The organism is Pinisolibacter sp. DMC100 (assembly GCF_056313705.1).
The window spans coordinates 701,968-728,213 of sequence record NZ_JBQUZT010000002.1 but is presented as its reverse complement, the minus strand read 5'-3'; the positions used below and the strand labels follow the sequence as shown (position 1 = coordinate 728,213).

Genomic DNA, 26,246 nt, shown 5'->3' with positions numbered 1-26,246 from the left:
AAGTCCGGACGAGGTTTTTGCGCGGTTTCCGGAAATCCGGACATTCATCTTGCGCGCTACTACTTAGCGTAGACGTCCAGGGCCCGAGAAACACTCGGTCTTTCCGGTTCGCCGTTGTTTGGCACGCCGGTTGCTGCCCACGGGGTGCGCCGGCGGTGTCGGCGCGCGACGGGTACCAACGGAAAGCCGCCGGTGATGGGCGAGGATTGCGAAGAGCTGCTCTTCGACACGATCGATCTCGGGATCTTCCCCCGGGCACGCGACGAGATCGCGGCGCTGCTGGCGACGTGCGGCCTGTCGCTGGAGGAAGGGGTCGAGACCTTCGTGACCTGCCGCCATCGCGGCCGGCTGGTCGCCTGCGCCGGGATCGACGCCAACGTCGTGAAATGCGTGGCGACCGATCCGCTGGCGCGCGGCGAGAGCATCGCCTTGAAGGTCGTGTCGGAGGTGATCCACGCCGCCCACGATCTCGGCCACGACCATCTCTTCCTCTATACCCGCCCCCACAACATCGCCTTCTTCGCCGGCTGCGGCTTCTATCCGATCGTCGAGGTCCCCGGCCTCGTGACGCTGATGGAGAACACCCCGATCGGCATCCGCGCCTATCGCGACGGGCTGAAGAAGCTGCGCGCGCCCGGCGAGGTGATCGGCTCGATCGTCGTCAACGCCAATCCCTTCACCCTCGGCCATCGCTATCTGGTCGAGCAGGCGGCGGCGCGCTGCGACGTGCTGCATCTCTTCGTCGTCGCCGAGGACGCGTCCTTCTTTCCCTATGCCGAGCGCTTCGAACTGGTGAAGGCCGGCATCGCCGGCATCCCGCGCGTCGTGCTGCATCCGGGGTCGGAATACATGATCTCGCGGGCGACCTTCTCCAGCTACTTCTTCAAGGAAAAGAACGTCGTCGGCGACTGTTTCACCGCCGTCGACCTGCTGGTCTTCCGTGAGTGGATCGCCCCGGCGCTGGGCATCACCCATCGCTTCGTCGGCACCGAACCGTTCTGCCGGACGACCAACAAGTACAACGCCGACATGAAGTACTGGCTCCAGGCCGATCTGTCGGCGGAGGCCTCGATCCAGGTGGTGGAGATCGCCCGCACCGAGCACGGCTCGGTGCCGATCTCGGCCTCCGAGGTGCGCCGGCTGCTGGCCGACGACGATTTCGAGCGGATCGCCGGCCTGGTGCCGCCGACCACCCTGCAACTGCTTCAAACCCGGTATCGCCCCCCGCGCGTTTCCGCCGCCTGAGCCCGTGCTCGTTCGCGACGACGGGATCCCGCGGGACGCGATGCCACAGAGAGGAAGAACCCCATGAAGATCGTCAAGGAGGCCCTGGCCGGGACGCTCGAGTCGAGCGACCTCCTGGTCCGGATCGCACCGAAGGAGGACGGGCTCGAGCTCGTGCTCCAGTCGGAGGTGATCCACCAGTTCGGCCCGCACATCGAGAAGGTGGCGCGCGACTGCCTCGCCCGCCTCGGCATCACGGAAGCCCTCGTCGTCATCGAGGACAAGGGCGCGCTCGACTGCGTCGTCGCCGCCCGGGTCCAGACCGCGGTGTCGCGCGCCGTCGACGAATGGACCCCCGACTGGAGTGCGCTGTCATGAACCCTGGCATGAAACTACGCCGCTCCATGCTGTTCCTGCCGGGCGCCAACGCCGCGATGCTGTCGACGGCCTTCGTCTACAAGCCCGATTCCATCATGTTCGATCTCGAGGACGCCGTGTCGCTCCGCGAGAAGGACGCCGCGCGGATGCTGGTCTTCCATGCGCTGCGCCTTCCGGTCTACCGGACGATGGAGACCGTCGTCCGCATCAACCCGCTGTCGACGCCCTACGGCCTGAAGGACCTCGAAGCGGTCGTGCGCGCCGGCGTCGACGTCGTCCGCCTGCCCAAGACCGACACGGCCGAGGACGTCCACGAACTCGAGGCCCATGTCGAGCGCATCGAGCGCGAGTGCGGTCGCGAGGTCGGCTCGACGAAGCTGATGGCGGCGATCGAGAGCGCCTCCGGCGTGATCAACGCCGTCGCCATCGCCACGGCCTCGAAGCGGTTGATCGGCATCGCGCTCGCCGGCTTCGACTACGTCATGGACATGCAGACCGAACGCGGCGACGGCACCGAGCTGTTCTACGCCCGTTGCGCCGTGCTGCATGCGGCGCGCTACGCCAAGATCGACGCCTTCGACGTGGTGTGGTCCGACGTCAACGACGACGAGGGCTTCCTGAAGGAAGTCGATCTGATCAAGCGCATGGGCTTCAACGGCAAGTCGCTGATCAACCCGCGCCAGATCGACCTGCTGCACAACGCCTACGCCCCCACCCAGGAAGAGGTCGACTACGCCCAGCGCGTCGTCGCGGCTGCCGCCGCAGGCGAACGCCAGGGCCTCGGCGTCGTCTCCCTCAACGGCAAGATGATCGACGCCCCCGTCATCCAGCACGCGCGCGTCGTCCTGCAACGCGCCGAAGCCTCCGGCGTCCGGCAGTGAGCGAGGACCGAGCCATGACCAACACCATCGAAGACCGTCTCGCCGGCTTCACCCTGCCGACCGGTCTCGAACCCTTCGCCGGCGTCACCGCGCGTGCCCCCCATCTCGCCTCCCGCGAGGAGAAGCACGGCCGCAAGCTGGTGAAGAGCCTCGAGGACGCGATCCGCGCCTCGGGTCTGAAGAACGGGATGACCATCTCGTTCCACCACGCCTTCCGCGAGGGCGACCAGACCATCAACACGGTCGTCGCCAAGCTCGCCGAGATGGGCTTCCGCGACCTGACGCTCGCCCCCTCGTCGTTGCTCTCCTGCAACGCGCCCCTGATCGAGCACATCAGGGCGGGCGTCATCCGGCGGATCTTCACCTCCGGCATGCGCGGCAAGCTCGCCGACGCCATCAGCCACGGCCTGATGGAAGAGCCGATCCACATCCACTCGCACGGCGGCCGCGTCAATCTGATGGACCGCGGCGAGATCGCCATCGACGTCGCCTTCCTCGGTGTCTCGACGGCGGATGCCTTCGGCAACGCCAATGCGGTGACCGGCAAGTCGCGCTGCGGCTCGCTCGGCTACGCCATGGTCGACGCGGCACGCGCCAAGACCGTGATCCTGCTCGCCGAGGAGATCGTTCCCTATCCCAACGCCCCCGCCTCGATCCGTCAGGATCAGGTCGACTTCGTCGTCCCCGTCGACCAGATCGGCGACCCGGCGAAGATCTCGGTCGGCGCCGCCCGCATCACCTCCAACCCGCGCGAACTGCTGATCGCCCGTTGGGCGGCGGACGTGATGGAACATGCCGGCTTCTTCGAGGACGGCTTCTCGATGCAGACCGGCACCGGCGGCTCGGCCACCGCGACGGCCCGCTTCCTCGAGCAGAAGATGAGGCGCAAGGGCATCAAGGCCGGCTTCGCGCTCGGTGGCATCACCGGTTCGATCGTCGATCTGCACGAGAAGGGCCTCGTCGGCCGTATCCTCGACACCCAGAGCTTCGACGCCGTCGCGGCCGCCTCGCTCGGGCGCAACCCCGAGCATCTGGAGATCTCGACCAACCAGTATGCCAACCTCACCGCCAAGGGCGCCTCGGTCGACCGGGTCGACATGGTGATCCTGTCGGCGCTGGAGATCGACCTCGACTTCAACGTCAACGTCATCACCGGCTCCGACGGCGTCATGCGCGGCGCCTCGGGCGGCCATTCCGACACCGCGGCGGGTGCGGCCCTGCCGATCGTCGTCGGCCCGCTGATCCGCTCGCGCATCCCGACGGTGGTCGAGAAGTGCACCACCGTGGTGACGCCGGGCGAGACCGTCGGCGTGCTGGTCACCGACCACGGCATCGCCGTCAACCCGAACCGTCCCGACGTCGCCGAGCGGCTCAGGGCCGCCGGTCTGCCGGTCACCACCATCGAGGCGCTCCACGCCCGGGCGACCGAACTGGTCGGCACGCCACGGCCGATCGAGTTCCTCGACAAGGTCGTCGGCATCGTGCGCTACCGCGACGGCTCGGTCATCGACGTCGTCCGCCAACCGAAGGCATGAGGTCATGGGAGACGATCTCTTCGCCGGCCCGACGGTCGATCTCGAAACGGTGCTCGCCGCCCGCGAAGCGCGGGTGGCGCGCCGTCTCGAGCTCTTCCCGACGCGTCGGCGGCCGGTCGTCTCCCTGACCGTCGTCATGCCCGGTCCGGTCAAGGACAACCGCGCCGCGCGCTTGCTTCGCGACGTCGCCCTCGACGCCCTCGCCGAGCGCCTCGGCCGCCTGAACGTCGCCGCCGAGATCGCCCACCTCGGCAACGGTCCGGCCGGCCCCGAGGCGCTGGTCTCGGTCGACCTCGACGCGAGCACCCTCAAGCGCGAGACCGTCGCCCTCGAGGACGAACACCCGCTCGGCCGGCTCTGGGACCTCGACGTGATCGATCCGGTCGCAGGCGGCCTTTCCCGCCGCGACCTCGGCCACCCGCCGCGCCGCTGCCTCGTCTGCGGCGAACCCGCCCATGCCTGCGCCCGCTCGCGCGCCCATTCCACCGAGGAACTCCTCGTGAAGATCGAGGAGAAGATCGATGCGTCTCGTCTCGCCCTCCGCCCCTGAACGGGTGCCGCCGCCGCTGCCGCCGCTCGATCCGGCGCGGGTCGAACGCATGGGCCGTGCCCTCGGCAATCTCGTCGCCGACGCGCTGGTGGTCGAGGTGCTGGCCACCCCGAAACCCGGCCTCGTCGACACCCGCAACACCGGTTCGCACCGCGACATGGACGTCGAGACCTTCCTCGCCTCGGCGGCGGCGCTGCGGCCGAAGCTCCCCGGCTTCTTCGCCGTCGGCGTCGAGACCGCTTCGCTTCCGGCCCGCGAGGTGCACGAGGCGCTGCGGCCGGTCGGCCTCGACTGCGAACGCGTGATGTTCGCCGCCACCCGCGACGTCAACACCCACAAGGGCTCGATCTTCGCCTTCGGCCTGCTGCTCGGCGCCGCCGGTCGCGTCCTGGCGACCACCCGCCGGCTGTCGCGCGACCGCGTCACGGCGGAGGTCGCGGCGATCTGCGACGGCATCGTCGCCCGCGAACTGATCCGCCCGGGCGAGCCGCGCACCGCCGGCGAACGCCTCTTCCGCGCCCACGGCCTCACCGGCGCGCGCGGCGAGGCGGCATCGGGCTTCGCCACCGTCCGGCGGCGCTCGCTGCCGGTCTTCGAGCGCGCGCTCGCCGCCGGTCGCGGCCTCGACGACGCGCTGCGCATCGCCTTCCTCCATCTCCTCGCCCACAACGACGACACCAATCTCGCCGCGCGCGGCGGCATGGAGGGTCTGACCTGGGCCAAGGCCGAGGCGCGGGCGCTGCTCGATGCCGGCGGGCCGAACCTGCCCGACTTCGTCGCCCGGCTCGAGGCGCTCGACGACGCCTTCATCGCGCGCAATCTCTCGCCGGGCGGGTCGGCCGACCTGCTCGCCATGACGTGGACGCTGCACTGCCTGGGATGACGCCCGGCGCCGCCCGCGTGGCCGTCTTGCGTGGCTCCGCGCCCGTCTTCCTCCTTTCGCTCGAGGACTGGATCGCGAAAAACTGCTATGGCGCGTGTCGGAAGATCCGAAGGGACGAGGCGATGGGGCTGACGGTACAGCAACCGGTGAAGGCGGAGCTCGAGGCTCTGGCGAACCGCCTCGACCTGGTCCTGGTCCCCGGCTTCAAGGACAGCGGCCCCGAGCACTGGCAGAGCCTGTGGCAGGCCGAGGTGCCGACCTTCTCGCGCATCGTCCAGCGCCGTTGGGACGACCCCGACATCGAACTGTGGATCGCCGCGATCGCCCGCCATGTCCGCGACGGCCGCCGTCCGCCGGTGCTGATCGGCCATTCGCTCGGCGCGCTCGCTTCCGCCTGCGTCGCCGCCGATCGCGTCGTGCCGGTCGCCGGCGTGGTGCTGGTCGCCCCGGCCGAGCCGACCCGTTTCGAGGCCGAGGACCGCGTGCCCTGCGTGAACCTCGGCGTCCCGAGCCTGGTGATGGCCTCGCACAACGATCCGGTGATGCGCTTCGCCCGCGCCGAACACTGGGCCGGTGTCTGGGGCAGCCGTCTCGTCGACCTCGGCGAGGCCGGCCATGTCAACGCCGAATCCGGTTTCGGAACATGGCCCTACGGCCTTCGGCTGATAGCCGACTTCGCCGCCGGACTGGTCGCGGCGGCCTGAACGTCGGAACCTCCCCACGCGTACGAAAGCCCGCCGCGGAGGCGGCGGGCTCCGTCGTCGCGTCGCGCGATCACTGATGCGAGACGACCAGCGGCAGGTAGTGGTGCGGCAGACGCATCACCACGAGATCCTTCCGCCGCACGATGTTGGTCGGGTAGGGCGTGTCGAGGTTGGTCGTGTCGACGGTCGCCGCCGCCGCCTCCTCGGCATCGAGGATCGCCGTCTCGCGCCGCGGGAAGGCGAAACTGTCGGGGCCGAAGACGGCGCTGGCACCCGCCATGCCGCGCGCCGGATCGAGCACGTTGGCGAAGGCGAGATAGACGTTGTTCTCGCCGCCGCGCATGCGGAAGGCATGCCAGTGCCAGGGATCGGCGCCGGTCGGGATCGGGTGATTGTGCGGGATCGCCGTGCCCGCATGCGCCCCGGTGAAGGTGCCGGCGATCGCCGCCGGGCAGGCGACGATGTCGCAGCCGTGCAGCGCCAGCGCCCGGATCGCCTCGGGATAGAGCGCGTCGTGACCGATCGCCAGACCGACCCGACCCATGGCGAGGTCGAAGACCTTCCATTCGTCGCCCGGCGTCGCCCAGGCCTCGTCCGCTTCCGAAAGATGGGTCTTGCGATAGTGACCGACGCGACCCTCGGGACCCGCCAGCACCGCGGTGTCGTAGACCTTGCCGCCGTCGCGCTCGGCGAGGCCGGCGACGAGATAGGTGCGCAGCTTCATCGCGAGACGGGTGAAGGCGGCGACCGTCGGGCCGTCGATGGCCTCCGCGCGGGCGGCCGGATCGCCGAGGCCGGTCAGAGACAGCTCGGGGAAGACGATCATGTCGGGCTTGTCGGCGGCGACGAGCGCGCGTGCCTTCGCCTCGATCGCCACCAGATTGGCGGCGGCGTCGTCGGCGGGGGCGAACTGGACGACCGCCAGCTTCGACTTCGCCCCCTTCGGGATCGGCCGACGGCCGTAGAGGCGGAAATAGTCGCCCGGGTTCCAGGTGAAGCTGTTGGTCATCATCTCGGCATAGAGCTCGGGCCGGCGCTTGGCGAAGACCTTCTCGCCCAGCACCTCGCGGGCCCGCGCCCGCTCGAGATCGATGGTGGCATAGGCGATGCCGTCGCCGGCGTCGATCGACGTGGCGATCGAGCCGTCGGGAGCGATGACGCAGCTGCCGCCGGAGAACTGCACGGTGCGCTCGAGGCCCCAGCGGTTGGATTCGATCACCCAGCACGAGTTCTCGAAGGCGCGGGTGATCCAGTAGGGCGCCGGGGTGCGTTCCTGCAGCCAGTTGGAGATGTGGCAGATCACGTCGGCGCCGGCCACCGCCTCGAGCCGGGCGGTCTCGAAGAAGTGCAGGTCCATGCAGACCAGCATGCCGATGCGGCCGATCTCGGTGTCGAACACCTGATGGGCGACGTCGCCGTTCGCCGCCCACTTCGGCTCGGCGATGTAGGGATGCGACTTGCGGTGCTTGCCGATCACGCCCTTCGGACCGATCAGCACGGCGGTGTTGTAGTAGAGGTCGGTTCCGCCATCGACCTCCGGCATGCCGAGGACGATGTGGCAGCCGTACGTCTCGCACAGTGCCAGGAAGCGGTCGGTGGTGACGCCCGGCACGGTCTCGACGAAGGGCGCGACCTCGGCGCGGTCGTACCAGCAGTAGCCGGTCGTCCCCATCTCGGGCGTGACGATCAGGCGGGCGCCGGCCTTCGCCGCTTCCTCGCACAGCGCGAGGAGGCGGGTGATGTTGCGCTCCTTCTCGTACATCGTCGGTTCGAACTGGACGGTCGCGGCCTTGTAGGTCGTGGTGGTGGTCATGGTGCAATCCTCGGGAGGAACGAGGCCGTCAGACGGCCATGTGCTGGTGGACGAGGGTGTCGGTGAGGGCGTCGATCGGGCCGGAGGCGACGACGCGGCCCTTCTCGAGCATGGCGAAACGGTGGGAGGCGGCGCGGACGAAGCCGATGTTCTGTTCGACCAGGACGACCGTCATGCCGATCTCGCGGTTGAGCCGGACGATGATCTTCTCGATCTCCTCGACGATGGAGGGCTGGATGCCCTCGTTGGGCTCGTCGAGCAGCAGGATCTTCGGATCGGCGGCGAGTGCGCGGGCGATCGCCAGCTGCTGTTGCTGGCCGCCGGAGAGCACCCCGCCGGGTCGGTCGAGATTGGCCATCAGATAGGGGAAGAGCTCCGGCACCAGCTCGGGGATGGCGCGTTTCCCGTCGCGGCGGGCGAAGCAGCCCATCAGGATGTTCTCCCGGATGGTGAAGTCCGGGATGATCTCGCGCCCCTGCGGCACGTAGGCGATGCCGGCGGCGGCGCGCCGATGCGTCGGTTCGTCGGCGAGGTCGACGCCGTCGAAGACGATGCGGCCGCGCGCGCCGTCGGTCAGCGCCATGATGGTCTTGAGCAGCGTCGTCTTGCCGGTGCCGTTGCGGCCGACGATGCTCGTCACCTCGCCCTCGGCGACGTCGAGCGAGAGGCCGTGCAGCACGTGGCTGCGGCCGTAGAAGCTGTCGATGTCGGTGAGCTGCAGCATCACGCGAACCCCTTCGAACCGAGATAGGCCTCGCGGACCAGCGGATTGCGCTCGATGTCGGCGATCGCGCCCTCCGCCAGCACGCGGCCGAGGTGGAGCACGGTGATGCGCTCGGCGATCTCGCGCACGAAGCCCATGTCGTGCTCGACCACGACCATCGTGTGCCGGCCCTTCATGTTGTTGATGATCTCGGCGGTCTTCATCGTCTCCGCCTGGGTCATGCCGGCGGTCGGCTCGTCGAGCAGGATCACCTCGGGGTCCTGAACGACCAGCATGCCGAGCTCGAGCCACTGGGTCTGGCCGTGGCTGAGATAGGCCGCCGTGGTGCCGGCCTGATCGGCGAGGCCGATCAGTTCCAGCGCCGCGTCGACCTTCTCCCGCTCGCGCGCCGAGAAGCCGAGGCCGAGATTGGCCAGCACGCCGAGCTTCTCGCAGCTCGCCACCTGCAGGTTCTGCCGAACGGTCAGGTCGCGGAAGACGGAAGGGATCTGGAACTTGCGGCCGATGCCGGCGCGGGCGATCAGATGCTCCGGCCAGTTGGTGATCTCGGTGTCGTAGACCCAGATCCGTCCGGCGGTGGAGCGCGTCCGACCACTGATCAGGTCCATCAGCGTCGTCTTGCCGGCTCCGTTGGCGCCGAGCAGCACGCGCAGCTCGCCGTCGTCGATGGTGAGGCTGACGCCGTCGACCGCCTTGAAGCCGCCGAAGGAGACGCCGAGCCCGTCGATGGTGAGAGCGACGGTCATGTCACGCCTCCTTCGCTTCGGTCAGGGCCGGGGAGGCGACGTCGCGGTCCGCCGGGCGGCGGGCGGCGAAGCGGCCGGCGAGATCGTGGACGAGGCCGCCGAGGCCGCGCGGCAGGAAGATCACCACGACGACGAAGACGAGGCCGATGATCGCCTTCCAGGCGCCGACCAGCGCCTCGGTCTCCGACATGCCGGCCTCCATCATATTGATGGCGATGGCGCCGATGCAGGCCCCGAGCAGCGAGGCCCGCCCGCCGACCGCGGCCCAGACGACCATCGTCACCGAGAAGGAGAGGTCCATGAAGGTCGGCGAGGCGAATTCGGCGACGAGCACGTAGAGCATGCCGGCGACGCCGGAGATCGCCGCCGCCACGACGAAGAAGAACGTCTGGTAGAGCGGCACGTCGAAGCCGAGGTAGCGGGCGCGGCGCTGGTCGTCGCGCGCCGCCTGGAGGATCAGGCCGGCGCGGGTCTCGATCAGGACGCGCGTCGCCACCAGCGTCAGCGTCAGCAGCGACGCCACCAGCCAGTAGGTGCCCTTGCCGTAGGGGTCGAACTCGAAGCCGAAGAGCGACAGCGTGGCGAGATCGGTCAGGCCGTTGAAGCCGCCGGTCAGCGGCTGGGCGTCGACCAGCACCAGGCGGACGAGCAGCACCAGCGCCAGCGTGATGATCGAGACGAAGGGCCCCTCGACGCGCTTGCGGAAGACGACGAGCCCGAGCAGCAGCGCCACCAGCGCCGGCAGCACGACGCCCATGACGAGGCCGAAGCCCTGCCACTGGAAGGGGATCCAGAGGAACGATCCCTTGTTGATGCAGCACAGGTCGACCGCCGCGCCCGGTTCGGCGTTCCACAGCATGAAGTCGGGCAGCGGGCGAGCCGACCCCGACTGGACGCTGGTCGGGCTGGCGAGCTTCAGCGACATGGCGAGCATGTAGGCGCCGAGACCGAAGAACAGGCCCTGGCCGAGGTTGAGGATGCCGGCATAGCCCCAGGACAGCGCCACCGCCGCCCCGAGCATGCCGTAGACCAGGAACTTGGCGATGCGGTTCAGGCCGAATTCGTCGAAGAACGCCGGCGCGGCGAAGATCGCGACCACGAAGAGCGCGTAGGCGCAGAAGGTCAGCTTGCGATCGAAGGTCATGACGTCAGCGCCTCTTGAAGGAGAAGAGCCCTTCGGGCTTCATCACGATGATCAGGATGACGGCGGCGAAGACGACGGCGCGGGCGATGATGTCGTTGGTGGCGATCGCCACCAGCGCGTTGGTCTCGCCGAGCAGGCCCGCGGCCATCAACGTGCCCATCAGCGAACCGATGCCGCCGGTGACGACGACCATGAAGCCGTCGACCACCATGGTGGAGCCGAGGTCGGGCGAGACGCCCTTGAAGCCCGACATCATCACCCCCGCGACCCCGGCGAGGCCGGAGCCGAAGGCGAAGGTGAGCGCGTTGACCCGCTTCACGTCGATGCCGCACGCCGCCGCCATCTGCGGATTGCGGATGATGGCGCGCACCTTCATGCCGACGGGCGTGCGGTAGAGCACGAACCAGGTCAGCACGGTGAGGGCGGCCGTCACCACCACGATGAAGGCGCGATAGGCGTTGATCTCGGTGCCGCCGATCGACACCGCGCCCTGGAGGGCGGCGGGAACGGCGACGTTCTGCAGGCCGGTGCCGAGCCCGTCGACGTGGATGCCGAGGAAGGTCAGGCCGAACTCGAGGCGGATCGACTGCTGGATCAGCAGCGCGACGCCCCAGGTGGCGAGCAGCGTGTCGAACAGCCGGCCGTAGAGTCGTCGCACCACCAGCCGTTCGACCACGAGGCCGAGCGCCGCCGTGACGACGAAGGCGAGCGGCAGGGCGAGCCAGAAGCTAGCCTTCAGCCAGAGGCCCGAGAGCACGGCGACATAGGCGCCGACCATCACCATCTCGCCGTGGGCCATGTTGATGACCCCCATGGCGCCGTAGGTGATGGCGAGGCCGAGCGCCACCAGGAGCAGGATCGAGCCGAGGCTCAGACCGATGAAGAGAACGTCCAGCATGACGGGCGACCGAGGTTCGGAGCGAGGGATCCCGGCCCCTCCCGGAGGAGGAGGAAGGGGCCGGGACGCGGGGCTCAGAGCTTGAGCTTGGCGGTGTCGAGACCCTTGGCGGTGCAGAAGAGATTGCTCTCCGTCTCGCCGTAGCCGAAGTAGGGCAGGGGTTTGATCGACTGCGGATAGGCGTCGACCACCTTGCTCTGACCGTCGGCCTGCCACTGGCCGATGCGCGGCGTCAGCCAGCAGTGCAGGTTGTCGGCGTCGATCGTCACCTTGCCGCCGGGGGCGTCGTAGCTCTGACCGCCGATGCCGGCGCGGATGCCGTCGACCGACAGATCCTTCGACTTCTCCACCGCCTGCTTCCACAGGAAGACCTGGAAATAGGCCGCCTCCAGCGAGTGATAGGTCACCGCCTTGGGGTCGTTGACGAACTTGCGGAAGCGCTCGACGAAGCTCTTGTTGGAGGGCATGTCGAGCGACATGAAGTAGGGGAACGAGGTGTAGCTGCCGGCGGCGTAGTCGGCGCCCATGGCGGCGATCTCGATTTCCGAGGTCACCGTGGCGCAGATCGGGATCTCGGCCTGCGAGATGCCCTGGTTCTTGAACTCGCGGTAGAAGGCGATGATCGAGTCGCCGACCACGTTGGAGAGCACCACGTCGGCGCCGGATTCCTTGATCTTCTTGACCATCACCGCCCATTCGGAGTGGCCGAGCTCGAGGTATTCGTCGGCCACCCACTGGGCGCCGGCCGCCTCGATCAGCTTCTTGGAGACCTTGGCCATCTCGCGCGGGTAGATGTAGTTCGAGCCGACGATGAAGAACTTCTTCTTGCCGAGCGTCTTGACGATCCACGGGATGTAGTTGGCCAGCTGGTGGTTCGGCACCGCGCCCGAGTAGACCACGTTGCGCGAGCACTCGAAGCCCTCGTAGTGGGTCTGGTAGAACAGCATGGCGCCGCGCTTTTCGAAGATCGGCAGCACCGCCTTGCGGCTGGCGGAGGTGTGGCAGCCGAAGACGGTCGAGATCTTGTCCTTCACGATCAGCTTGGAGGCCTTCTCGGCGAAGGTCTTGGGATCGGAGGCACCGTCCTCGACCACCACCTCGACCGGACGGCCGAGCACGCCGCCGGCGGCGTTGATCTCGGCCACCGCCATCATCACGCCGTTGGCGAGCAGCTTCTCGGCGACCGCGAGGTTGCCGGTCTGCGAATAGAGCGCGCCCACCCGGATCGGATCGGCGGCGGCGAAGGCGCGGCCGACGGTGCCCGGCAGGGTCAGGCCGGCGGTGGTCGCGGCGGCGGCCCGGAAAAGCTGGCGTCGATTCATGTCCATGGAATTCCCCCAGTTCGGCATTCGGGTTCGATGGAGACGGCGTTGTCGCCGCCGGGTTGGTGACCGCTCGTCCCGGTGGATCCTCCCGGCGGACGGCAGCGGCTTCGGCACGGCTCTGCCGCCGACCGATCAAGTCGTGACGAGAGCGGATTGTAGAAAAAGACGCCGACGGCCCTGTCGACAGGCAACAAAAAAGCCCACACGATCCTCTTCTCGAGGTATCGGCGGGCTCCATTGCCGCAGCGCAACCGGATGTTTACGGTCGCTTCTTCTCACATGGCCTCGATTGTGGAGGGGATGCGAGAAGTACGTCTTTTCACGACGTGATCAAATCACAGCATCTTTTTGCGTCTTACGCAAGAGGGATTCCGAATTGATGATCGCGTTGGCGATCTCGTCGATCGGCAGGCGCCGGGCCATCGCCTGGCGGCGCATCTCGGCATAGGCCTGTTCCTCGGAAAGATCGTGCACCGCCATGAGGATGGCCTTGGCGCGGGCGATCTTCTGATCGCCGACGACCTTGCGCTTGTACTTGCGCGCCTCCTTCTGGAGCTTCTGGCGCTGGAGCCACAGATTGCGCGCGATGGCGAGGTTGGTCAGCAGGCCGAAGGGCTTGATCGGCCGTTCGATCACCGACAGCGCGCCGCTCTCCAGCACGATCTGCAGCATCGCCGGGTTCTCGTAGGAGACGACGGCGAGAATGGTCGGCTCGGGATTGGGCATCGCCTTGAGCAGGCGCCCGATCTCCTCGCGCGCCTCGTCCTCCATGGCGAGGAAGACGACGTCGCAGTTGTCGGGCAGATGCGTCGGCACCGGCCACACCAGATTGGCCATGCAGCCGATGCGGCGGAGGTGCTCGACCAGCCGGTCGCCGTCGTCGTCCAGCGGGTGGATGACGATGACCTTGAGGTTTCGGAGGTCCTTGAGGAGTGCGATGGACATGGCCTGCCGCTCACTCCGCCGGACGTCGGTGCGAAGCCGCGACGTCGTTCTGCGATCGGATTCCCAGCATGAACGGATCGGGCGCCACCCGCACGCCGGCATCGTGGACGATCCGGTAGCGGCCCTCGTCGTCGACGCGGCCGATACGTGGCCACAGATGGGTGTGGTTGGTGTCGCGATCGATGCGGACGCGGCCCTGCGGCGCGTCGTGTTCGACCTCCCACAGCGCCGGCAGGAGATCGTCGAGCCGGTCGCTCGCCGCCCGCTCGAGCGCCGTGGCATAGAGATGAACCTGGAAATAGGCGGCCTCCGCCGGCGCCGTCACCGGCAGGTCGGGGCCGAAGCGGGCGTGATAGGCCGCGACGAAGGTGCGGGCGCGCGGCGTGTCGAGGCTCTCGAAGAAGGGCGCGGCGGTGACGTGGCCGCGCGCCACCTCGGGCCGCATGGCGACGACGTCGGCCTCCGAGGTCGACTGGCTGGCGATCGGCAGCACCCGCCCGTCGAAGCCGGCCTCGTGGAACGCGGTGTAGAAGGGCACGATTCCGGCGCCGACGATGGTGGAATAGACCACGTCCGGCTCCGTCGCGCGGATGCGTTCGATGATCCGTTCGATGTGCTGTTCGCCGAGCGCCAGCGGCACGTAGAGCTCGTCGACCGCATGGCCGCCGGCGAGGCCGAAGAGATCGGCGATGATGCGGTTCGACTCGTAGGGGTAGACGTAGTTCGACCCGACGAGGAACACCCGCCGGCCGTGGTGGGCGGTCAGGTAGTCGACCAGCTGCACCGAATTCTGGTTCGGCGCCGCGCCGGTGTAGATGCAGTGGCGGGAATACTCGAAGCCCTCGTAGAGCGTCGGATAGAACATCAGCGCCCCGCGCGCCTCGACCACCGGCAGCATCGCCTTGCGCGTGCTCGACATGTGGCCGCCGAAGACGACGCGGACGCGGTGTTCGTCGATCAGGCTCTCGGTCATCGCGCGATAGAGCGCCGGCGTCGAGGCGGGATCGAGGAAGACCGGCTCGATCGGCCGCCCGAGCACACCGCCGGCGGCGTTGATCTCCTCGATGGCGAGCAGGGTGGCGGCGTTCTGCGTGCGTTCGATCGCCCCGGTCACTCCCGTTCTGGAGAAGAGGACGCCCACACGCCAAGTCTCTGTACCCATGAAGCCCACCAAATAAAAAAGGTCCTCGACCCGTTTCCGGGACAGAGAACCTCGCCGTTCGAGCATGACCGGCCGCCGTTGGGCAGCCTGTGACGATCATGTCAGACGGCGCGGCGGCGTCAACCACCTTGTCTGCATGGCAAGAAGGCATGCTGCAATTTGCGGCGGATTCGACACGATCCGCCCGGTGCGGCGCGGGTGGACGGAGACCGCGGGGAGGGGGCTCCTTCGATCATGCGGAAAAGTCGCCGATTTCTGCCACCTTCGAGGCCTCGGCAATCGCGCCGGTGCGGTTCGCGGTCGGCGTAACGGCAGCCTGTTCGGATGCCGTAACGTCACCATCACAACCCTTGCACCGGTTGAAATCGTCTGTATTGTACGTACAGAACAGACATGACGGACAGAGAACGCCATGCGAGCCATCGACCGCCAATCGCCGGAACCCTTCTATCTCCAGCTGGTCAGGCTGATGGAGGAGGACATCGACGCCGGCAAATACGCGGTCGGCGATCGCCTTCCGGCCGAGACCGAGCTCTGTCGTCACTACGATCTGGCACGTTCCACCGTGCGCGAGACGCTGCGCAGCCTTCAGGAGAAGGGGCGGGTCAAGATGGTGCCGCGGCGCGGCGCCTACGTGATCGACCCGCGCCAGACCGGATGGTCGCTGCAGGTCGCCGACGGCTTCTTCGAGGCCGAGGTCGACCATCATCGCCGCAACGTCGAGACCCATGTGGTCGAGGCGGGGATGGCGCCCCTGCCGGCCGCGGCCGCCGCCGCGCTCGGCCTGCCGACCGGTGCGCCCGGCTATCGGCTGAAGCGTCTGCGCTATCTCGACGGCGAGCTGGCGCTCCTGTCGGTCAACTATCTCGTGCCCGAGGTCGCCGAGGCGATCGAGGGCTCGGGCGTCCTGTCCGGCACCGCCTCGCTCAACCGGACGCTGCGCGAGGCCGGCTACAGCGTCTTCGGCGCCCGCCGCAGCGTCGAGGCCCGCGCCGCCACCGCCGAACTCGCCGCCCGCCTCGAAGTGGCGGTCGGTGCACCGCTCCTCCTGGTGACCTCGGTCTCCTGGGGGCGCGACGAGAAGCCCTTCGACTACTACACCTCGTGGGTCCGCAGCGACGTCGTGAAGGTCACGATCGAAGCCCGCGCCCCGACCGACTGAGGTCGACGAGAAAAATCCCCACCCGGCACGCCGGGACGATCCAGAACGACGGGCGCAAAGCCCGCGCCAGGAGGAATGTCATGACGAGATCGAGATCGGCCGACACGGCCTGACGGCCGTTGCCCCGCCCCATCCCCCGCGCCGACGCCGCGTCCTTCCCTCGTGAAGGCGAACGCCCCGTCGCGCCCAGACGCCACCTCGCGTCTCCGGTTCCCGCCGGTCCGACCGCGCGCCCTCGTGCGCGGCGACGGTCCCCCCATGCCGTTTTCCGGCGGATCGAGCGATCGACCGCCGTCTCTCTCGGGCAGTTCGAAAAATCGACTGCCACCCCCGGGCCGATCGAAACATCGACTGCCCTTCGAAGGAGGAAGCCGTGAAGAAGACCATGACGACACTTCGCGCCACGCTCGCCGGCGCTCTCGCCGCCACCGCCCTCGCCGCCGCCGCGCCGGCCTTCGCTGCCGGCTTCGACCAGGGCGCCCTGATCAAGCCCGCGATCAAGGTCAACCTCATCTTCGTGCCGAAGGTGGTCCACCCCTGGTACGACGTCGTCGAGCAGGGCGTGAAGGCTGCGATCGCCGAGCTGAAGAAGGAGGGCGTCGAGGTCACCTACACCTGGGACGCCCCGCCGACCGCCGACATCGACCAGCAGAACCGCCGCATCGAGACCGACATCGGCCGCAAGCCCGATGGTCTCGCCGTCTCCTGCCTCGACCCGGCGACCAACACCCAGGTGCTGAAGGAGGCCGCCAAGACCAAGGTGAACCTCATCACCTTCGACACCTACTGCGACGCGAGCTTCCCCTTCGTCGGCCATCGCAAGGACGAGGAGGACGGCCGCACCGCCGCGAACTATCTCGGCGAGAAGCTGGGCGGCAAGGGCACCGTCGGCCTGCTGGTCGGCAGCCTGACGGCCCCCAACCACGTCGCCCGCATCCGCGGCTTCAAGGACGAACTCGCCAAGAAGTACCCGGGCGTCAAGATCGCCTTCGAGCAGCCCGACAACGACAACCTCGAACAGGCGGTGTCGATGGCCGAGAGCGGTCTGCAGGCGACGCCGGACCTCGGCGGCATCTACGGCGCCAACGCCTCCGCCCCGATCGGTGCGGCCCGCGCGGTCATCGCCGCCAAGCGCATCGGCAAGACGCTGGTGGTCGGCGCCGGCGACATCCCCGAGACCTACCAGCTGATCGAGGACGGCGTGATCTCCGCCATCACCGCGCAGCGCCAGTGGGAGATCGGCTACTGGGCGACCCGCTACCTCGTCGCCGCCAAGCAGAACCACACCACCCCGATGGAACACGCGACCGGTGGTTTCCTCATGACCAAGGAAACCCTCAAGGCCAAGTGACGGCCAGGGTCGCATCCCGGCGGGCCGTCCCCGCCCGCCGGGATCCTTTCGGAAACCTCCCCAAGGGAGCACGCATGCCATGCGGCAGACGTTCGAAGTCAGCGGTCTCACCAAGCGCTACGGCCCGGTCGAAGTGGTCGGCGACGTGACGCTCGGCCTTTCCGCCGGCGAGGTGCTGGCGGTCATCGGCGAGAACGGCGCCGGCAAGTCGTCGCTGATGTCGATGATCTGCGGCCGCATCCCCCCGACCGCCGGCGAGATCCGCATCGACGGCACGTCGGTCGCCTTCGCCTCGCCGCTCGAGGCCCAGCGCGCCGGCATCGCCATCGCGCCGCAGGAGATCAGCCTCGTCCCCGATCTGAGCGTGATCGAGAACGTCATGCTCGGGCGTCCGGTGCGCCGCGCCGGCCTCATCGACTGGAAGGCGACCGAAGCGATCGCCCGCACCCATCTCGCCGAACTCGACACCTCGATCGATCCGCAGGCGCGGGCCGGCGACATCACCGTGGCGCAGCAGCAGCTCGTCCAGATCGTCCGCGCCACCGCGACCGGCGCCCGCCTCCTCATCTTCGACGAGCCGACCGCGGCGCTGACCGAACGCGAGGCGGAGAAGCTCTTCGCCTTCATCCGCGGCTTCCGCGAACGCGGCGGCTTCGTCCTCTACATCTCCCATCGCCTCGACGAGATCCTGGCACTCGCCGACCGCATCGCCGTGCTGCGCGACGGCCGCCTCGTCGCCGAGCTCGACCCGGCAGAGACCGACAAGACGGAGATGATCCGCCTGATGGCCGGCCGCGCCGTCGACGAACTCGACCTGCGCCGCACCATCCCGTCGGCCGCCACCGACGAGGTCGTGCTCGCCGTCGAAGGGCTCTCCCGCGCGGGAGAGTTCGAGAACGTCGGCTTCGAACTCCACCGCGGCGAGATCCTCGGCATCGGCGGCCTGATCGGCGCCGGCCGCACCGAGACCATGCGCTGCCTCTTCGGCGACACCCGCCGCGATGCCGGCACCGTGACGCTGCACGGCCGACCCGTCACGTTCCGCTCGCCCGGCGACGCGATCGCCGCCGGCCTCGTCTACCTGCCCGAGGAACGCCGCCACGACGGCATCTTCCCCGAGTTGGGCGTGGCCGAGAACATCGTCCTGCCCAATCTCGCCCGGTTCGTCGGTGGGCTCGGCATCCGCTGGCTCCAGGCCTTCCGCGACAGCGACCGCTACATCCACACGCTGCCGATCAAGGCGCAGAGCGGCCACCAGCCGATCGCCGAACTGTCGGGCGGCAATCAGCAGAAGTGCATCCTCGCCCGCTGGATGATGAGCAACTGCCGCATCCTGATGCTCGACGAGCCGACCCGCGGCATCGACGTCAACGCCAAGTGGGAGATCCAGAAGCTCCTGCGCACCCTCGCCCGCGAGGGGGCCTCGATCCTCTACGTCTCCTCCGACTTCCAGGAAATCATCGACGTCTGCGACCGCGTTCTGGTGATGCACGAGGGCCGCGTGCGCGGCGTCGTGCCGACCGACGGGGCGACGCCCGAGAGCCTGCTCTCGATCGCCATGCACTGACACCCGAGCCCCGAGCCGCGAACAATCATGCCGAGAAAGTTCCCGCCCATGACCGACCTCACCCTCACGCGCACGATCGGCCGGCTCGGCCGCTTCGAGGCGACCGGCATCGTCCTGGCGCTCGCCGTCATGTGCGCCACGCTGGCGCTGGTCACCGCCAACTTCGCCACCAGCTACAACCTCGCCGTTGTGCTGCGGCAGGCCTCCTTCGTCGGCATCATCGCACTCGGCCAGACGCTGGTGCTGCTGATCGGCGGCATCGACCTGTCGGTCGGCGCGGCGGCGGGCCTGTCGGCGATCGTCGGCGCGCTGATGCTGGTGCATGCCGGCGTCGATCCCTGGCTGGTGATCCCGCTGACCTGCCTCTTCGGCTTCGCCGTCGGCGCGGTCAACGGCGTGCTCGCCGCCTATGGCCGGCTCAATCCCTTCATCGTCACGCTCGCCTCGGGCGAGATCATCGCCGGCACCACGCTGGTGATCACCTCCGGCTCGCCGGTGCGTCCGCTCGGCCCCGCCTTCCAGCAGTTCGGCCTCGGCGAGATCCTCGGCGTGCCGGTGCCGGTCGTGGTCTTCGGCGTGATCGCGATCATCCTCGCCTTCGTGCTGAACCGCACCGCCTTCGGCCGCGCCATCTATGCGATCGGCGGCAACCGCCACGCCGCGGTGCTGGTCGGCATTCCGGTGAAGCGCATCGAGATGCTGGTCTTCGGCCTGTCGGGCTCGCTCGCGGCCCTCGCCGGCATCCTCTACGCCAGCCGCATGGACTCCGCCCAGCCCTCGGTGGGCGAAGGCTGGCTGATGCCCTCGATCACCGCGGCGATCATCGGCGGCGTGTCGCTGCGCGGCGGGCAGGGGACCGTGACCGGAACCGTCGCCGGCGCCCTGCTGATGGCCGTGCTCGGCAACGGCATCGTGCTCCTCAACATCTCCAGCTACTGGCAGCGCGTCATCGTCGGCGCCGTGGTCCTGCTGGCGATCCTGATCGACCTGGCCCGTCGGCGACGCTGACGCCCGCCCGCGCGCCCCGACCGTTCCATCGCCGAATTCGCCCGCGGGCTTGCCCGCCACGCCCGAACCGTCCCTCGAGAGGCCGATCATGAGTCTCGACAAGCTCTTCGATGCCGCCAAGCCGACCATGCAGGCGGTCCGCATCACGCAAGATCATCGCATCTTCGTCGCCGAGGTCGCCGTGCCGGAGGTCGCCGCCGACGAGATCCTGGTGCGTCCCTGCGCCTGCGGCATCTGCGGCACCGATCTGCACATCCTCCACCACGGTTTCCCCGGCACCGTCTATCCGGTGACGCCCGGCCACGAGTTCTCCGGCCATGTCGTCGCCGTCGGCCGCGCCGTGAAGAACGTCAGGGAAGGCGACTTCGTCGCCGTCGACCCGAACGTCACCTGCGGTACCTGCCGCTGGTGCCGGGCGGGACGGCCGAACCTCTGCCCGTCGCTGTCGCCGATCGGCGTCGGCCGGCCGGGTGCTGCGGCGGAATACGTCACGGCGCCGGCACGCAACGCCTTCGTCGTCAAGGAGAGCCTCGGCGCCGACGTCGCGGCGCTGATCGAGCCGCTCGCCTGCGTGCTCCATGCCATCGAATCCGCCGGCGACATTCGCGACCGCGACGTGCTGGTGCTCGGCGGCGGCACCATGGGCCAGCTCCTCGGCATCGCCGCCGGTCACTTCGGCGCCGGCCGCGTCACCATCGCCGACCCGGCGGCCGACAAGCGCGACATCGCCCGCCGCGCCGGCATCGCCCATGCCGTCGATCCGAGCGAACTGACCGAGGCGACGTTCGACGTCGTCTTCGAGGCCGCCGGTGCCCGCCGGGCGCTGGAGCAGGGGCTGCGTCTGGTCGAGAAGACCGGCACCTTCGTGCAGGTCGGCGTCCACGACGCCGGCGCCCTCGTCGGGGTCGAGCCCTTCGCCATCTACGAGCGCGAGCTGCGCGTGATCGGCTCCAACTCGCTCGCCGACAAGTTTCCCGCCGCCGTTGACGTCATGACCGACATCCGCGACCGCGCCGCCGTGCTGATCGGCGAGACCTTCCCGGTCTGGAATTTCGACGACGCCGTCGCCGCCATGGCGCGCGGCCGCAGCGTCAAGACCCAACTCACCTTCCGTTGAAGATCACAAGGAGACCGCCCGTGGCCAACCGCTATTCCACCAACTACCGCATGAACCGCATCTTCCGCGAAGACCGCGCCGCCCTCGTGGTGCCGATCGACCACGGTCTGGTCTGGGGCCGCGTGCCGGCGTTGGAATCGCCGATGGAGGTGATGCGCCGCTACATCCCCGAGGACATCACCGGCTTCATGGTGTCGACCGGCATCGTCAAGGCGAGCGAGGTCGAACTCGCCAAGGCGCCGGCGCTCGCCCGCATCCTGGCGATCGACGCCTTCTGGCCGACCAGCGCGGTGGAGACCGGCACCGGCACGCTGGTGGCGAGCGTCGAGGACGCCGTGCGTCTCGGCGTCGACTGCGTCAAGCTGCTCCTGCCGTGGAACGTCCAGGACGACGAGAAGGTGCGCTACTGCGAGCGCATCGGCCGCGTCGTCTCCGAGGCCTCCAAGTGGCACATGCCGGTGATGGTCGAGCCGGTGTTCCTCAACACGCCGCGCTCGCCGGAGATCATCGAGAAGGAACTCGAGGTCGCCCGCGTCGGCTACGATCTCGGCGCCGACATCATCAAGATCACCTTCCCGGGCCCGGACGCCACCGCCAAGCTGGTGGCCGAACTCGACATTCCGGTGGTGGTCGCCGGCGGTCCGCTGTCGGGCGACGCCGCCTCGACGCTGCGCGACGTCGAGGACGCCATCGCCGCCGGCGCCCAGGGCGTGGTGGTCGGCCGCAAGGTGTGGCAGCGTCCGCAGCAAGAGGCGGCCGAAGTGATCGGCGAGATCGCCCGCATCACGCGCACCCGCTACACCCGCCGCTGGTGAGCGGGCCCGCGAAGGGAGGAGACGTCATGGGCGCGCTCGTCTGCGGCATCGACATCGGCTCGACCAATCTCAAGGTCGTGCTCGCCGACGAAGGCGGCGCGAGCCTGTGGAGCCGCGCCGTCGAGACGCCGCGCGTCTCCTTCCGCGGCGGCCCGGCGACCGACGCCGACGCCCTCGTCGACGCCGTCGAGGACCTGATCCTCGAAGGCTGGTCGGCGGTGGGCGGCGGCCGGCCGATCCGGGCGATCGCCGCCGGCGGTGTCGGCGAGGACGGTATCGGGCTCACGTCCGATGGCCGTCCGACCGGCCCGGCACTGCCCTGGTTCGACCGCCGCGCCGAGCGCGAGGCGGCCGAACTCGCCCTCAATCCGGAGGCCGACGCTCGCATCGGCGTCGCCGTCGGGGCCGATCGGACGCTCGCCAAATGGCTGTGGCTGCGTCGCAACGAGCCCGATCATCTGGTCTTCGCCCGAACCTGGGTGGCGCTCACCGACTATCCGGCGGTGCGCTGGAGCGGCGAGCCCTTCATGAGCCGGACGCTGGCGGCGCGCACCGCCGCCTACGACGTCCACGCCCGCCGCTGGGTCGCGCCGCTGCTCGATGCGGCCGGCGCCCCGCCGCTGCCCGACGTCGTCGACGCCGGCACGGTGGTCGGCACCATGCGCCCGGGCCGGTTGACCGAAGTCGGCGCCGCCACGACCGCGACGCTGATCGTCGCCGGCGGTCACGATCATCCGATCGCGGCGAGTGCCATCCGCGCCGAGGTCCCCGGCGCCCGCATCGATTCCCTCGGCACCGCCAACGTCCTCTATGCCGAGGCCGACCGGCCGGCGCGCCCCGCCGCTCCGGTCGCCGGTCTCGCCTGTTCGGTGCCGGTCGCGCGGGGGCCGGGCATCGCCTTCCTCGGCGTCGTCGAACTGGCGGCGAGCCTCGCCCCGACGCCGGTCGAACGCGTTCCGCTCGCCCGTCTGCTCGCCGCGCCGCGGCTAGCCGGCCGACCGCTCGACGGCAGCGGAGATCGCGATGCCGTACTGCGCCGGCGGATCGAGGCGGCGACCTTCGAGGCCCGCCATCTCATGCGGGCGATGGACGCCGCCGGCGTGCCCCCCGGGCCGCTGCTCGCCACCGGCGGCTGGTCGCGCTCGCGCGCCCTGATGGAGTTGCGCGCCAGCGTCTTCGGCCTGCCGATCGCCGTCGTCGAGGAGCCCGAACTGGTCGGCCTCGCCGCGGCGCTTCTCGCCGCCCGCGCCGCCGACCTCTCGCCCGAGCCGCGGGTCACCCGCGGCGCCCGCATCGTCGAACCCGATCCCGCCTGGTCCGCCGCCTATGCCGCCGGCGGCCCGCCTTCGCCGTCCACCCTCGTCCTCACCGAGACCGCCCCATGAAGAAGCTCATCAACGATCCCCGCGCCGTCGTCCGCGAGATGCTCGAAGGCTCCGTCGCGCTCGTCCCCGGCCAGGTCCTGCACGCCGACGAACACGTCGTGCTGCGCCGCGCGCTGCCGGCGCCCGAGGAACGCCGCGTGGCGGTGCTGTCGGGCGGCGGCAGCGGTCACGAACCGGCCCATGCCGGCTACGTCGGCAGCGGCATGCTGACCGCGGCGATCGCCGGCGACGTCTTCACCTCGCCCTCGACCGACGCGGTGCTCGCCGGTCTCGAGGCGGTGACGGGTCCGGCCGGCGCGTTGCTGATCGTCAAGAACTACACCGGCGACCGGCTGAACTTCGGTCTCGCCGCCGAGATCCTGCGCGGCCGCGGTCTGCCGGTCGAGGTTGTGGTGGTCGCCGACGACGTGGCGCTGCGCGACACCGTGCCGAAGGGCCGCCGCCGCGGCATCGCCGGCACCGTCCTCGTCCACAAGGTCGCCGGCGCCGCCGCCGAGCGCGGCGACGATCTGATCGACGTCGCCGCCCTGGCCCGTGCCGCCGCCGACGACCTCGGCTCGATGGGGCTGGCGCTCGAACCCTGCATCGTCCCGGCCGCCGGCAAGGCCGGCTTCAGCCTCGGCGCGAACGAGATCGAACTCGGCCTCGGCATCCACGGCGAGGCGGGCGTGCGCCGCGCGCCGATGCAGCCGGTCGAGGCACTGGTCGACACCATGCTCGACACGATCGTCGACGACCTCGGCCTCACCTCGGGCGACCGTTGCGTCCTGCTGGTCAACGGGCTCGGCGGCACGCCGCCGATGGAACTCGACATCGTCGCCCGCGAGGCGCTGCGCCATGCCGCCGGCCGCGGTCTGGTGGTCGAACGCTGCTGGCGCGGCACGCTGCTCTCGGCGCTCGACATGCGCGGCTGTTCGCTGTCGCTGATGCGGGTCGACGACGAACGCCTCGCGCTCCTCGACGCGCCCACCGACGCGCCGGCCTGGCCCGGCGACGGCCGCCTCAATCCGGTCGTCCGCCTTGCCTCCGTCGCCGCGCCCAAGCCGGCCGCGGCCCCCGTGGCGGTGCCCGCCGCGATGGAGCCGGTGCGCCGCGCGGTGCTCGCCGCTGCCCGTGCGCTCGAGGCGGCGGAGGCCGAACTCACCGACCTCGATGCCAAGACCGGCGACGGCGACCTCGGCGCCAGTCTCGCGCGCGGCGCCGAGGCGATCCATGCGCTGCCCGACGCGGCCTGGGTCGCTCCCGACGTGATGCTCGCGGCGATCGCCGACGCGCTGCGTCGGGCGATCGGCGGCTCCTCCGGACCGTTCTACGCGACCGGCCTGATGCGCGCCGCCCGGACGCTCGCCGACGCCGACGGCCCGATCGACGCGACGCGAGCGGCCGAGGCCTTCGCCGCCGGCGTCGCCGCGGTCGGCGATCTCGGCGGTGCGAGCGAGGGCGACCGCACCATGCTCGATGCGCTGGCACCCGGGACCCGTGCCTTCGCCGCGATCGCCGGGGCAGGGGGGACGGTCGCCGCCGCCTTCGCCGCCGCGGCGGATGCCGCCGCCACCGGCGCCGGCGCCACGGCGCGGATGATGCCGCGGCTGGGACGCGCCAGCTATCTCGGCGAACGCGCGCTCGGCGTCGCCGACGGCGGGGCGATCGCCGTGTCGATCTGGCTGCGTGCCGTCGCCCGCGCCGCGGGCGCCTGAGGCATCGCGTCGACATCGAAATCCGGGCCCGACCGCGTCGGGCCGCTCCGAACGAAAGGACACGCCATGAAACTCTTCGACCTCTCCGGCGAGATCGCCTTCGTCACCGGCGCCGGCACCGGCATCGGCCGTTCGATCGCCATCGGCATGGCGGAGGCGGGGGCCGACGTCGCGCTCTTCGGCCGGGCGCGCAAGCGCGAGGCGCTGGAGGAAGTCGCCGCCGCCGTCCGTGCCCACGGCTGCCGTGCGCTGGTGCTGGAGGGCGACGTCACCCACAAGGACGAACTCGACGCCGCGATCGCCGCCGTCGAGCGCGACCTCGGACCGATGACCATCGCCGTCAACAACGCCGGCGTCGCCAATGCCGAACCGGCCGAGACCATGACGCTCGAACGCTGGAACGCGCTCTACGCGATCAACGCCACCGGCGTCTTCCTGTCGTGTCAGGCCGAAGGCGCGGTGATGCTGCCGCGCGGCCGCGGCACGATCATCAACATCGCCTCGATCTCCGGCACGATCGTCAACCGCGGCATCACCCAGGTCCACTACAACTCGTCGAAGGCGGCGGTGATCCAGCTCTCCAAGAGCCTCGCGATGGAGTGGGCCGATCGTGGCATCCGCGTCAATGTGATCAGCCCCGGCTACACCTTCACGCCGATGAACGACCGGCCGGAAGTCGCCGACCAGCTCGAGATCTTCCGCAAGGACACGCCGATGCAGCGCGTCGCCAGCCCCGACGAGATGATCGGCCCGGCGATCTTCCTCGCCTCGCAGGCCTCGTCCTTCGTCACCGGCATCGACCTGATCGTCGACGGCGGCTTCGTCTGCTGGTGACGAGGGCGCTCGCGCCCGACCGTTCGAGATTCCGACCGCCGCCCATCATCCGGGCGGCGGTTGCGTGCTTCTGCGGCGCAGCATCGACCGCTCCCGCATCCCCGCCGCCCGATCGCCCTCGCCCCCGGCCGCGATCCGCCGCGAAAGATCCGTAGAGATCCGGTCTCCGCCGCCCCGCAAGCGCCCCGATGAGGCGCCCGCGGACGATCCCGCACGCCCCGTCGAGGGGGCTTCGCCGTCGCCCCGTTCGGTCGACCGAACGAGGTCGCGCCGCGTCATTCGGGATTCCGAACGGCGTTTCGCCGTCACCCGGAAAAACGGAATGAAAACAACGGCTCCGAATCCATTCAATCGATCTGGATCTTGGCCTGCGTCTTGCGATCCCGGGAGCGTTCAAA

The 26,246-nt window shown here is 69.6% G+C and carries 24 protein-coding genes; 16 read left to right on the top strand and 8 right to left on the bottom strand.

The window, feature by feature from the left end:
* Positions 1–195 precede the first annotated feature (195 nt).
* The 7 genes from citC to ACT541_RS12215 all read left to right on the top strand — a co-directional run bounded on the left by citC (position 196) and on the right by ACT541_RS12215 (position 6,155).
* Positions 196–1,245, top strand: a complete 1,050-nt coding sequence (gene citC, locus ACT541_RS12245) for a [citrate (pro-3S)-lyase] ligase (RefSeq protein WP_476137233.1) — start codon at positions 196–198, stop codon at positions 1,243–1,245.
* Positions 1,246–1,308: 63 nt separating this feature from the next.
* Positions 1,309–1,602 carry a citrate lyase acyl carrier protein gene (gene citD, locus ACT541_RS12240; RefSeq protein ID WP_476137232.1) on the top strand — a complete coding sequence of 98 codons (294 nt, stop codon included), beginning with the start codon at positions 1,309–1,311 and terminating at the stop codon, positions 1,600–1,602.
* The gene (gene citE, locus ACT541_RS12235) at positions 1,599–2,483 is read left to right on the top strand and encodes a citrate (pro-3S)-lyase subunit beta (RefSeq protein ID WP_476137230.1); all 885 of its coding nucleotides are present in this window, start codon (positions 1,599–1,601) and stop codon (positions 2,481–2,483) included. The genes citD and citE overlap by 4 nt, the downstream gene beginning before the upstream one ends.
* Positions 2,484–2,497: 14 nt before the next feature.
* Positions 2,498–4,018, top strand: coding sequence for a citrate lyase subunit alpha (gene citF / locus ACT541_RS12230; protein ID WP_476137228.1), 1,521 nt, complete (start codon positions 2,498–2,500; stop codon positions 4,016–4,018).
* Between the two features lie 4 nt (positions 4,019–4,022).
* The gene (citX, locus tag ACT541_RS12225; protein WP_476137226.1) at positions 4,023–4,568 is read left to right on the top strand and encodes a citrate lyase holo-[acyl-carrier protein] synthase; all 546 of its coding nucleotides are present in this window, start codon (positions 4,023–4,025) and stop codon (positions 4,566–4,568) included.
* Positions 4,540–5,451 carry a triphosphoribosyl-dephospho-CoA synthase CitG gene (gene citG / locus ACT541_RS12220; protein ID WP_476137224.1) on the top strand — a complete coding sequence of 304 codons (912 nt, stop codon included), beginning with the start codon at positions 4,540–4,542 and terminating at the stop codon, positions 5,449–5,451. Before citX ends, citG begins: the two co-directional genes overlap by 29 nt.
* Before the next feature lie 122 nt (positions 5,452–5,573).
* A complete protein-coding gene (locus ACT541_RS12215) occupies positions 5,574–6,155 on the top strand; it encodes an RBBP9/YdeN family alpha/beta hydrolase (protein WP_476137222.1) in 582 nt (193 codons plus the stop codon).
* Between the two features lie 70 nt (positions 6,156–6,225).
* On the opposite strand, the gene ACT541_RS12210 is transcribed toward ACT541_RS12215, so the two are convergent.
* From ACT541_RS12210 to ACT541_RS12175, 8 genes are all read right to left on the bottom strand, one after another.
* Entirely contained in the window at positions 6,226–7,968 is a 1,743-nt protein-coding gene (locus tag ACT541_RS12210) for a nitrilase-related carbon-nitrogen hydrolase (protein ID WP_476137221.1), read from the bottom strand.
* A gap of 28 nt (positions 7,969–7,996) precedes the next feature.
* Positions 7,997–8,692 carry an urea ABC transporter ATP-binding subunit UrtE gene (urtE, locus tag ACT541_RS12205; RefSeq protein WP_476137219.1) on the bottom strand — a complete coding sequence of 232 codons (696 nt, stop codon included), beginning with the start codon at positions 8,690–8,692 and terminating at the stop codon, positions 7,997–7,999.
* Positions 8,692–9,438: an urea ABC transporter ATP-binding protein UrtD gene (urtD, locus tag ACT541_RS12200; protein ID WP_476137217.1), complete on the bottom strand. Its 747-nt coding sequence runs from the start codon at positions 9,436–9,438 to the stop codon at positions 8,692–8,694. Before urtD ends, urtE begins: the two co-directional genes overlap by 1 nt.
* A gap of 1 nt (position 9,439) precedes the next feature.
* The gene (gene urtC / locus ACT541_RS12195; protein ID WP_476137215.1) at positions 9,440–10,582 is read right to left on the bottom strand and encodes an urea ABC transporter permease subunit UrtC; all 1,143 of its coding nucleotides are present in this window, start codon (positions 10,580–10,582) and stop codon (positions 9,440–9,442) included.
* Positions 10,583–10,586: 4 nt separating this feature from the next.
* Entirely contained in the window at positions 10,587–11,480 is an 894-nt protein-coding gene (urtB, locus tag ACT541_RS12190; protein WP_476137213.1) for an urea ABC transporter permease subunit UrtB, read from the bottom strand.
* A gap of 74 nt (positions 11,481–11,554) precedes the next feature.
* Positions 11,555–12,808 (bottom strand): transporter substrate-binding domain-containing protein, encoded by a 1,254-nt coding sequence (locus ACT541_RS12185; protein WP_476137211.1) that lies wholly within the window; start codon positions 12,806–12,808, stop codon positions 11,555–11,557.
* Positions 12,809–13,135: 327 nt separating this feature from the next.
* Positions 13,136–13,750 carry an ANTAR domain-containing response regulator gene (locus ACT541_RS12180; protein ID WP_476137209.1) on the bottom strand — a complete coding sequence of 205 codons (615 nt, stop codon included), beginning with the start codon at positions 13,748–13,750 and terminating at the stop codon, positions 13,136–13,138.
* 10 nt (positions 13,751–13,760) lie between these two features.
* Positions 13,761–14,912 (bottom strand): transporter substrate-binding domain-containing protein, encoded by a 1,152-nt coding sequence (locus tag ACT541_RS12175; RefSeq protein WP_476137207.1) that lies wholly within the window; start codon positions 14,910–14,912, stop codon positions 13,761–13,763.
* Between the two features lie 412 nt (positions 14,913–15,324).
* Here ACT541_RS12175 and ACT541_RS12170 point away from each other — a divergent pair, with 412 nt between their 5' ends.
* The 9 genes from ACT541_RS12170 (at position 15,325) to ACT541_RS12130 (ending at position 25,848) form a co-directional block, all read left to right on the top strand.
* A complete protein-coding gene (locus tag ACT541_RS12170) occupies positions 15,325–16,074 on the top strand; it encodes a GntR family transcriptional regulator (protein WP_476137205.1) in 750 nt (249 codons plus the stop codon).
* Between the two features lie 373 nt (positions 16,075–16,447).
* A complete protein-coding gene (locus ACT541_RS12165; RefSeq protein ID WP_476137203.1) occupies positions 16,448–17,425 on the top strand; it encodes a substrate-binding domain-containing protein in 978 nt (325 codons plus the stop codon).
* 79 nt (positions 17,426–17,504) lie between these two features.
* Positions 17,505–18,992, top strand: coding sequence for a sugar ABC transporter ATP-binding protein (locus ACT541_RS12160; protein WP_476137202.1), 1,488 nt, complete (start codon positions 17,505–17,507; stop codon positions 18,990–18,992).
* 48 nt (positions 18,993–19,040) lie between these two features.
* Positions 19,041–20,000, top strand: a complete 960-nt coding sequence (locus ACT541_RS12155; RefSeq protein ID WP_476137200.1) for an ABC transporter permease — start codon at positions 19,041–19,043, stop codon at positions 19,998–20,000.
* 88 nt (positions 20,001–20,088) lie between these two features.
* A complete protein-coding gene (locus ACT541_RS12150) occupies positions 20,089–21,117 on the top strand; it encodes an alcohol dehydrogenase catalytic domain-containing protein (protein ID WP_476137198.1) in 1,029 nt (342 codons plus the stop codon).
* A gap of 20 nt (positions 21,118–21,137) precedes the next feature.
* Positions 21,138–21,932, top strand: a complete 795-nt coding sequence (locus ACT541_RS12145) for a class I fructose-bisphosphate aldolase (protein ID WP_476137196.1) — start codon at positions 21,138–21,140, stop codon at positions 21,930–21,932.
* Positions 21,933–21,958: 26 nt separating this feature from the next.
* Positions 21,959–23,317 (top strand): FGGY-family carbohydrate kinase, encoded by a 1,359-nt coding sequence (locus tag ACT541_RS12140; protein WP_476137194.1) that lies wholly within the window; start codon positions 21,959–21,961, stop codon positions 23,315–23,317.
* Positions 23,314–25,014, top strand: a complete 1,701-nt coding sequence (locus tag ACT541_RS12135) for a dihydroxyacetone kinase family protein (RefSeq protein WP_476137193.1) — start codon at positions 23,314–23,316, stop codon at positions 25,012–25,014. Before ACT541_RS12140 ends, ACT541_RS12135 begins: the two co-directional genes overlap by 4 nt.
* A gap of 66 nt (positions 25,015–25,080) precedes the next feature.
* Positions 25,081–25,848, top strand: coding sequence for an SDR family oxidoreductase (locus tag ACT541_RS12130; RefSeq protein WP_476137191.1), 768 nt, complete (start codon positions 25,081–25,083; stop codon positions 25,846–25,848).
* Positions 25,849–26,246 lie beyond the last annotated feature (398 nt).

Excerpts from the sequence above, each read along its gene's own strand:
- citC (WP_476137233.1), top strand. The coding sequence starts at position 196 with ATGGGCGAGGATTGCGAAGAGCTGCTCTTCGACACGATCGATCTCGGG.
- citD (WP_476137232.1), top strand. The coding sequence starts at position 1,309 with ATGAAGATCGTCAAGGAGGCCCTGGCCGGGACGCTCGAGTCGAGCGAC.
- citE (WP_476137230.1), top strand. The coding sequence starts at position 1,599 with ATGAACCCTGGCATGAAACTACGCCGCTCCATGCTGTTCCTGCCGGGC.
- citF (WP_476137228.1), top strand. The coding sequence starts at position 2,498 with ATGACCAACACCATCGAAGACCGTCTCGCCGGCTTCACCCTGCCGACC.
- citX (WP_476137226.1), top strand. The coding sequence starts at position 4,023 with ATGGGAGACGATCTCTTCGCCGGCCCGACGGTCGATCTCGAAACGGTG.
- citG (WP_476137224.1), top strand. The coding sequence starts at position 4,540 with ATGCGTCTCGTCTCGCCCTCCGCCCCTGAACGGGTGCCGCCGCCGCTG.
- ACT541_RS12215 (WP_476137222.1), top strand. The coding sequence starts at position 5,574 with ATGGGGCTGACGGTACAGCAACCGGTGAAGGCGGAGCTCGAGGCTCTG.
- ACT541_RS12210 (WP_476137221.1), bottom strand. The coding sequence starts at position 7,968 with ATGACCACCACCACGACCTACAAGGCCGCGACCGTCCAGTTCGAACCG.
- urtE (WP_476137219.1), bottom strand. The coding sequence starts at position 8,692 with ATGCTGCAGCTCACCGACATCGACAGCTTCTACGGCCGCAGCCACGTG.
- urtD (WP_476137217.1), bottom strand. The coding sequence starts at position 9,438 with ATGACCGTCGCTCTCACCATCGACGGGCTCGGCGTCTCCTTCGGCGGC.
- urtC (WP_476137215.1), bottom strand. The coding sequence starts at position 10,582 with ATGACCTTCGATCGCAAGCTGACCTTCTGCGCCTACGCGCTCTTCGTG.
- urtB (WP_476137213.1), bottom strand. The coding sequence starts at position 11,480 with ATGCTGGACGTTCTCTTCATCGGTCTGAGCCTCGGCTCGATCCTGCTC.
- ACT541_RS12185 (WP_476137211.1), bottom strand. The coding sequence starts at position 12,808 with ATGGACATGAATCGACGCCAGCTTTTCCGGGCCGCCGCCGCGACCACC.
- ACT541_RS12180 (WP_476137209.1), bottom strand. The coding sequence starts at position 13,750 with ATGTCCATCGCACTCCTCAAGGACCTCCGAAACCTCAAGGTCATCGTC.
- ACT541_RS12175 (WP_476137207.1), bottom strand. The coding sequence starts at position 14,912 with ATGGGTACAGAGACTTGGCGTGTGGGCGTCCTCTTCTCCAGAACGGGA.
- ACT541_RS12170 (WP_476137205.1), top strand. The coding sequence starts at position 15,325 with ATGCGAGCCATCGACCGCCAATCGCCGGAACCCTTCTATCTCCAGCTG.
- ACT541_RS12160 (WP_476137202.1), top strand. The coding sequence starts at position 17,505 with ATGCGGCAGACGTTCGAAGTCAGCGGTCTCACCAAGCGCTACGGCCCG.
- ACT541_RS12155 (WP_476137200.1), top strand. The coding sequence starts at position 19,041 with ATGACCGACCTCACCCTCACGCGCACGATCGGCCGGCTCGGCCGCTTC.
- ACT541_RS12150 (WP_476137198.1), top strand. The coding sequence starts at position 20,089 with ATGAGTCTCGACAAGCTCTTCGATGCCGCCAAGCCGACCATGCAGGCG.
- ACT541_RS12140 (WP_476137194.1), top strand. The coding sequence starts at position 21,959 with ATGGGCGCGCTCGTCTGCGGCATCGACATCGGCTCGACCAATCTCAAG.
- ACT541_RS12135 (WP_476137193.1), top strand. The coding sequence starts at position 23,314 with ATGAAGAAGCTCATCAACGATCCCCGCGCCGTCGTCCGCGAGATGCTC.
- ACT541_RS12130 (WP_476137191.1), top strand. The coding sequence starts at position 25,081 with ATGAAACTCTTCGACCTCTCCGGCGAGATCGCCTTCGTCACCGGCGCC.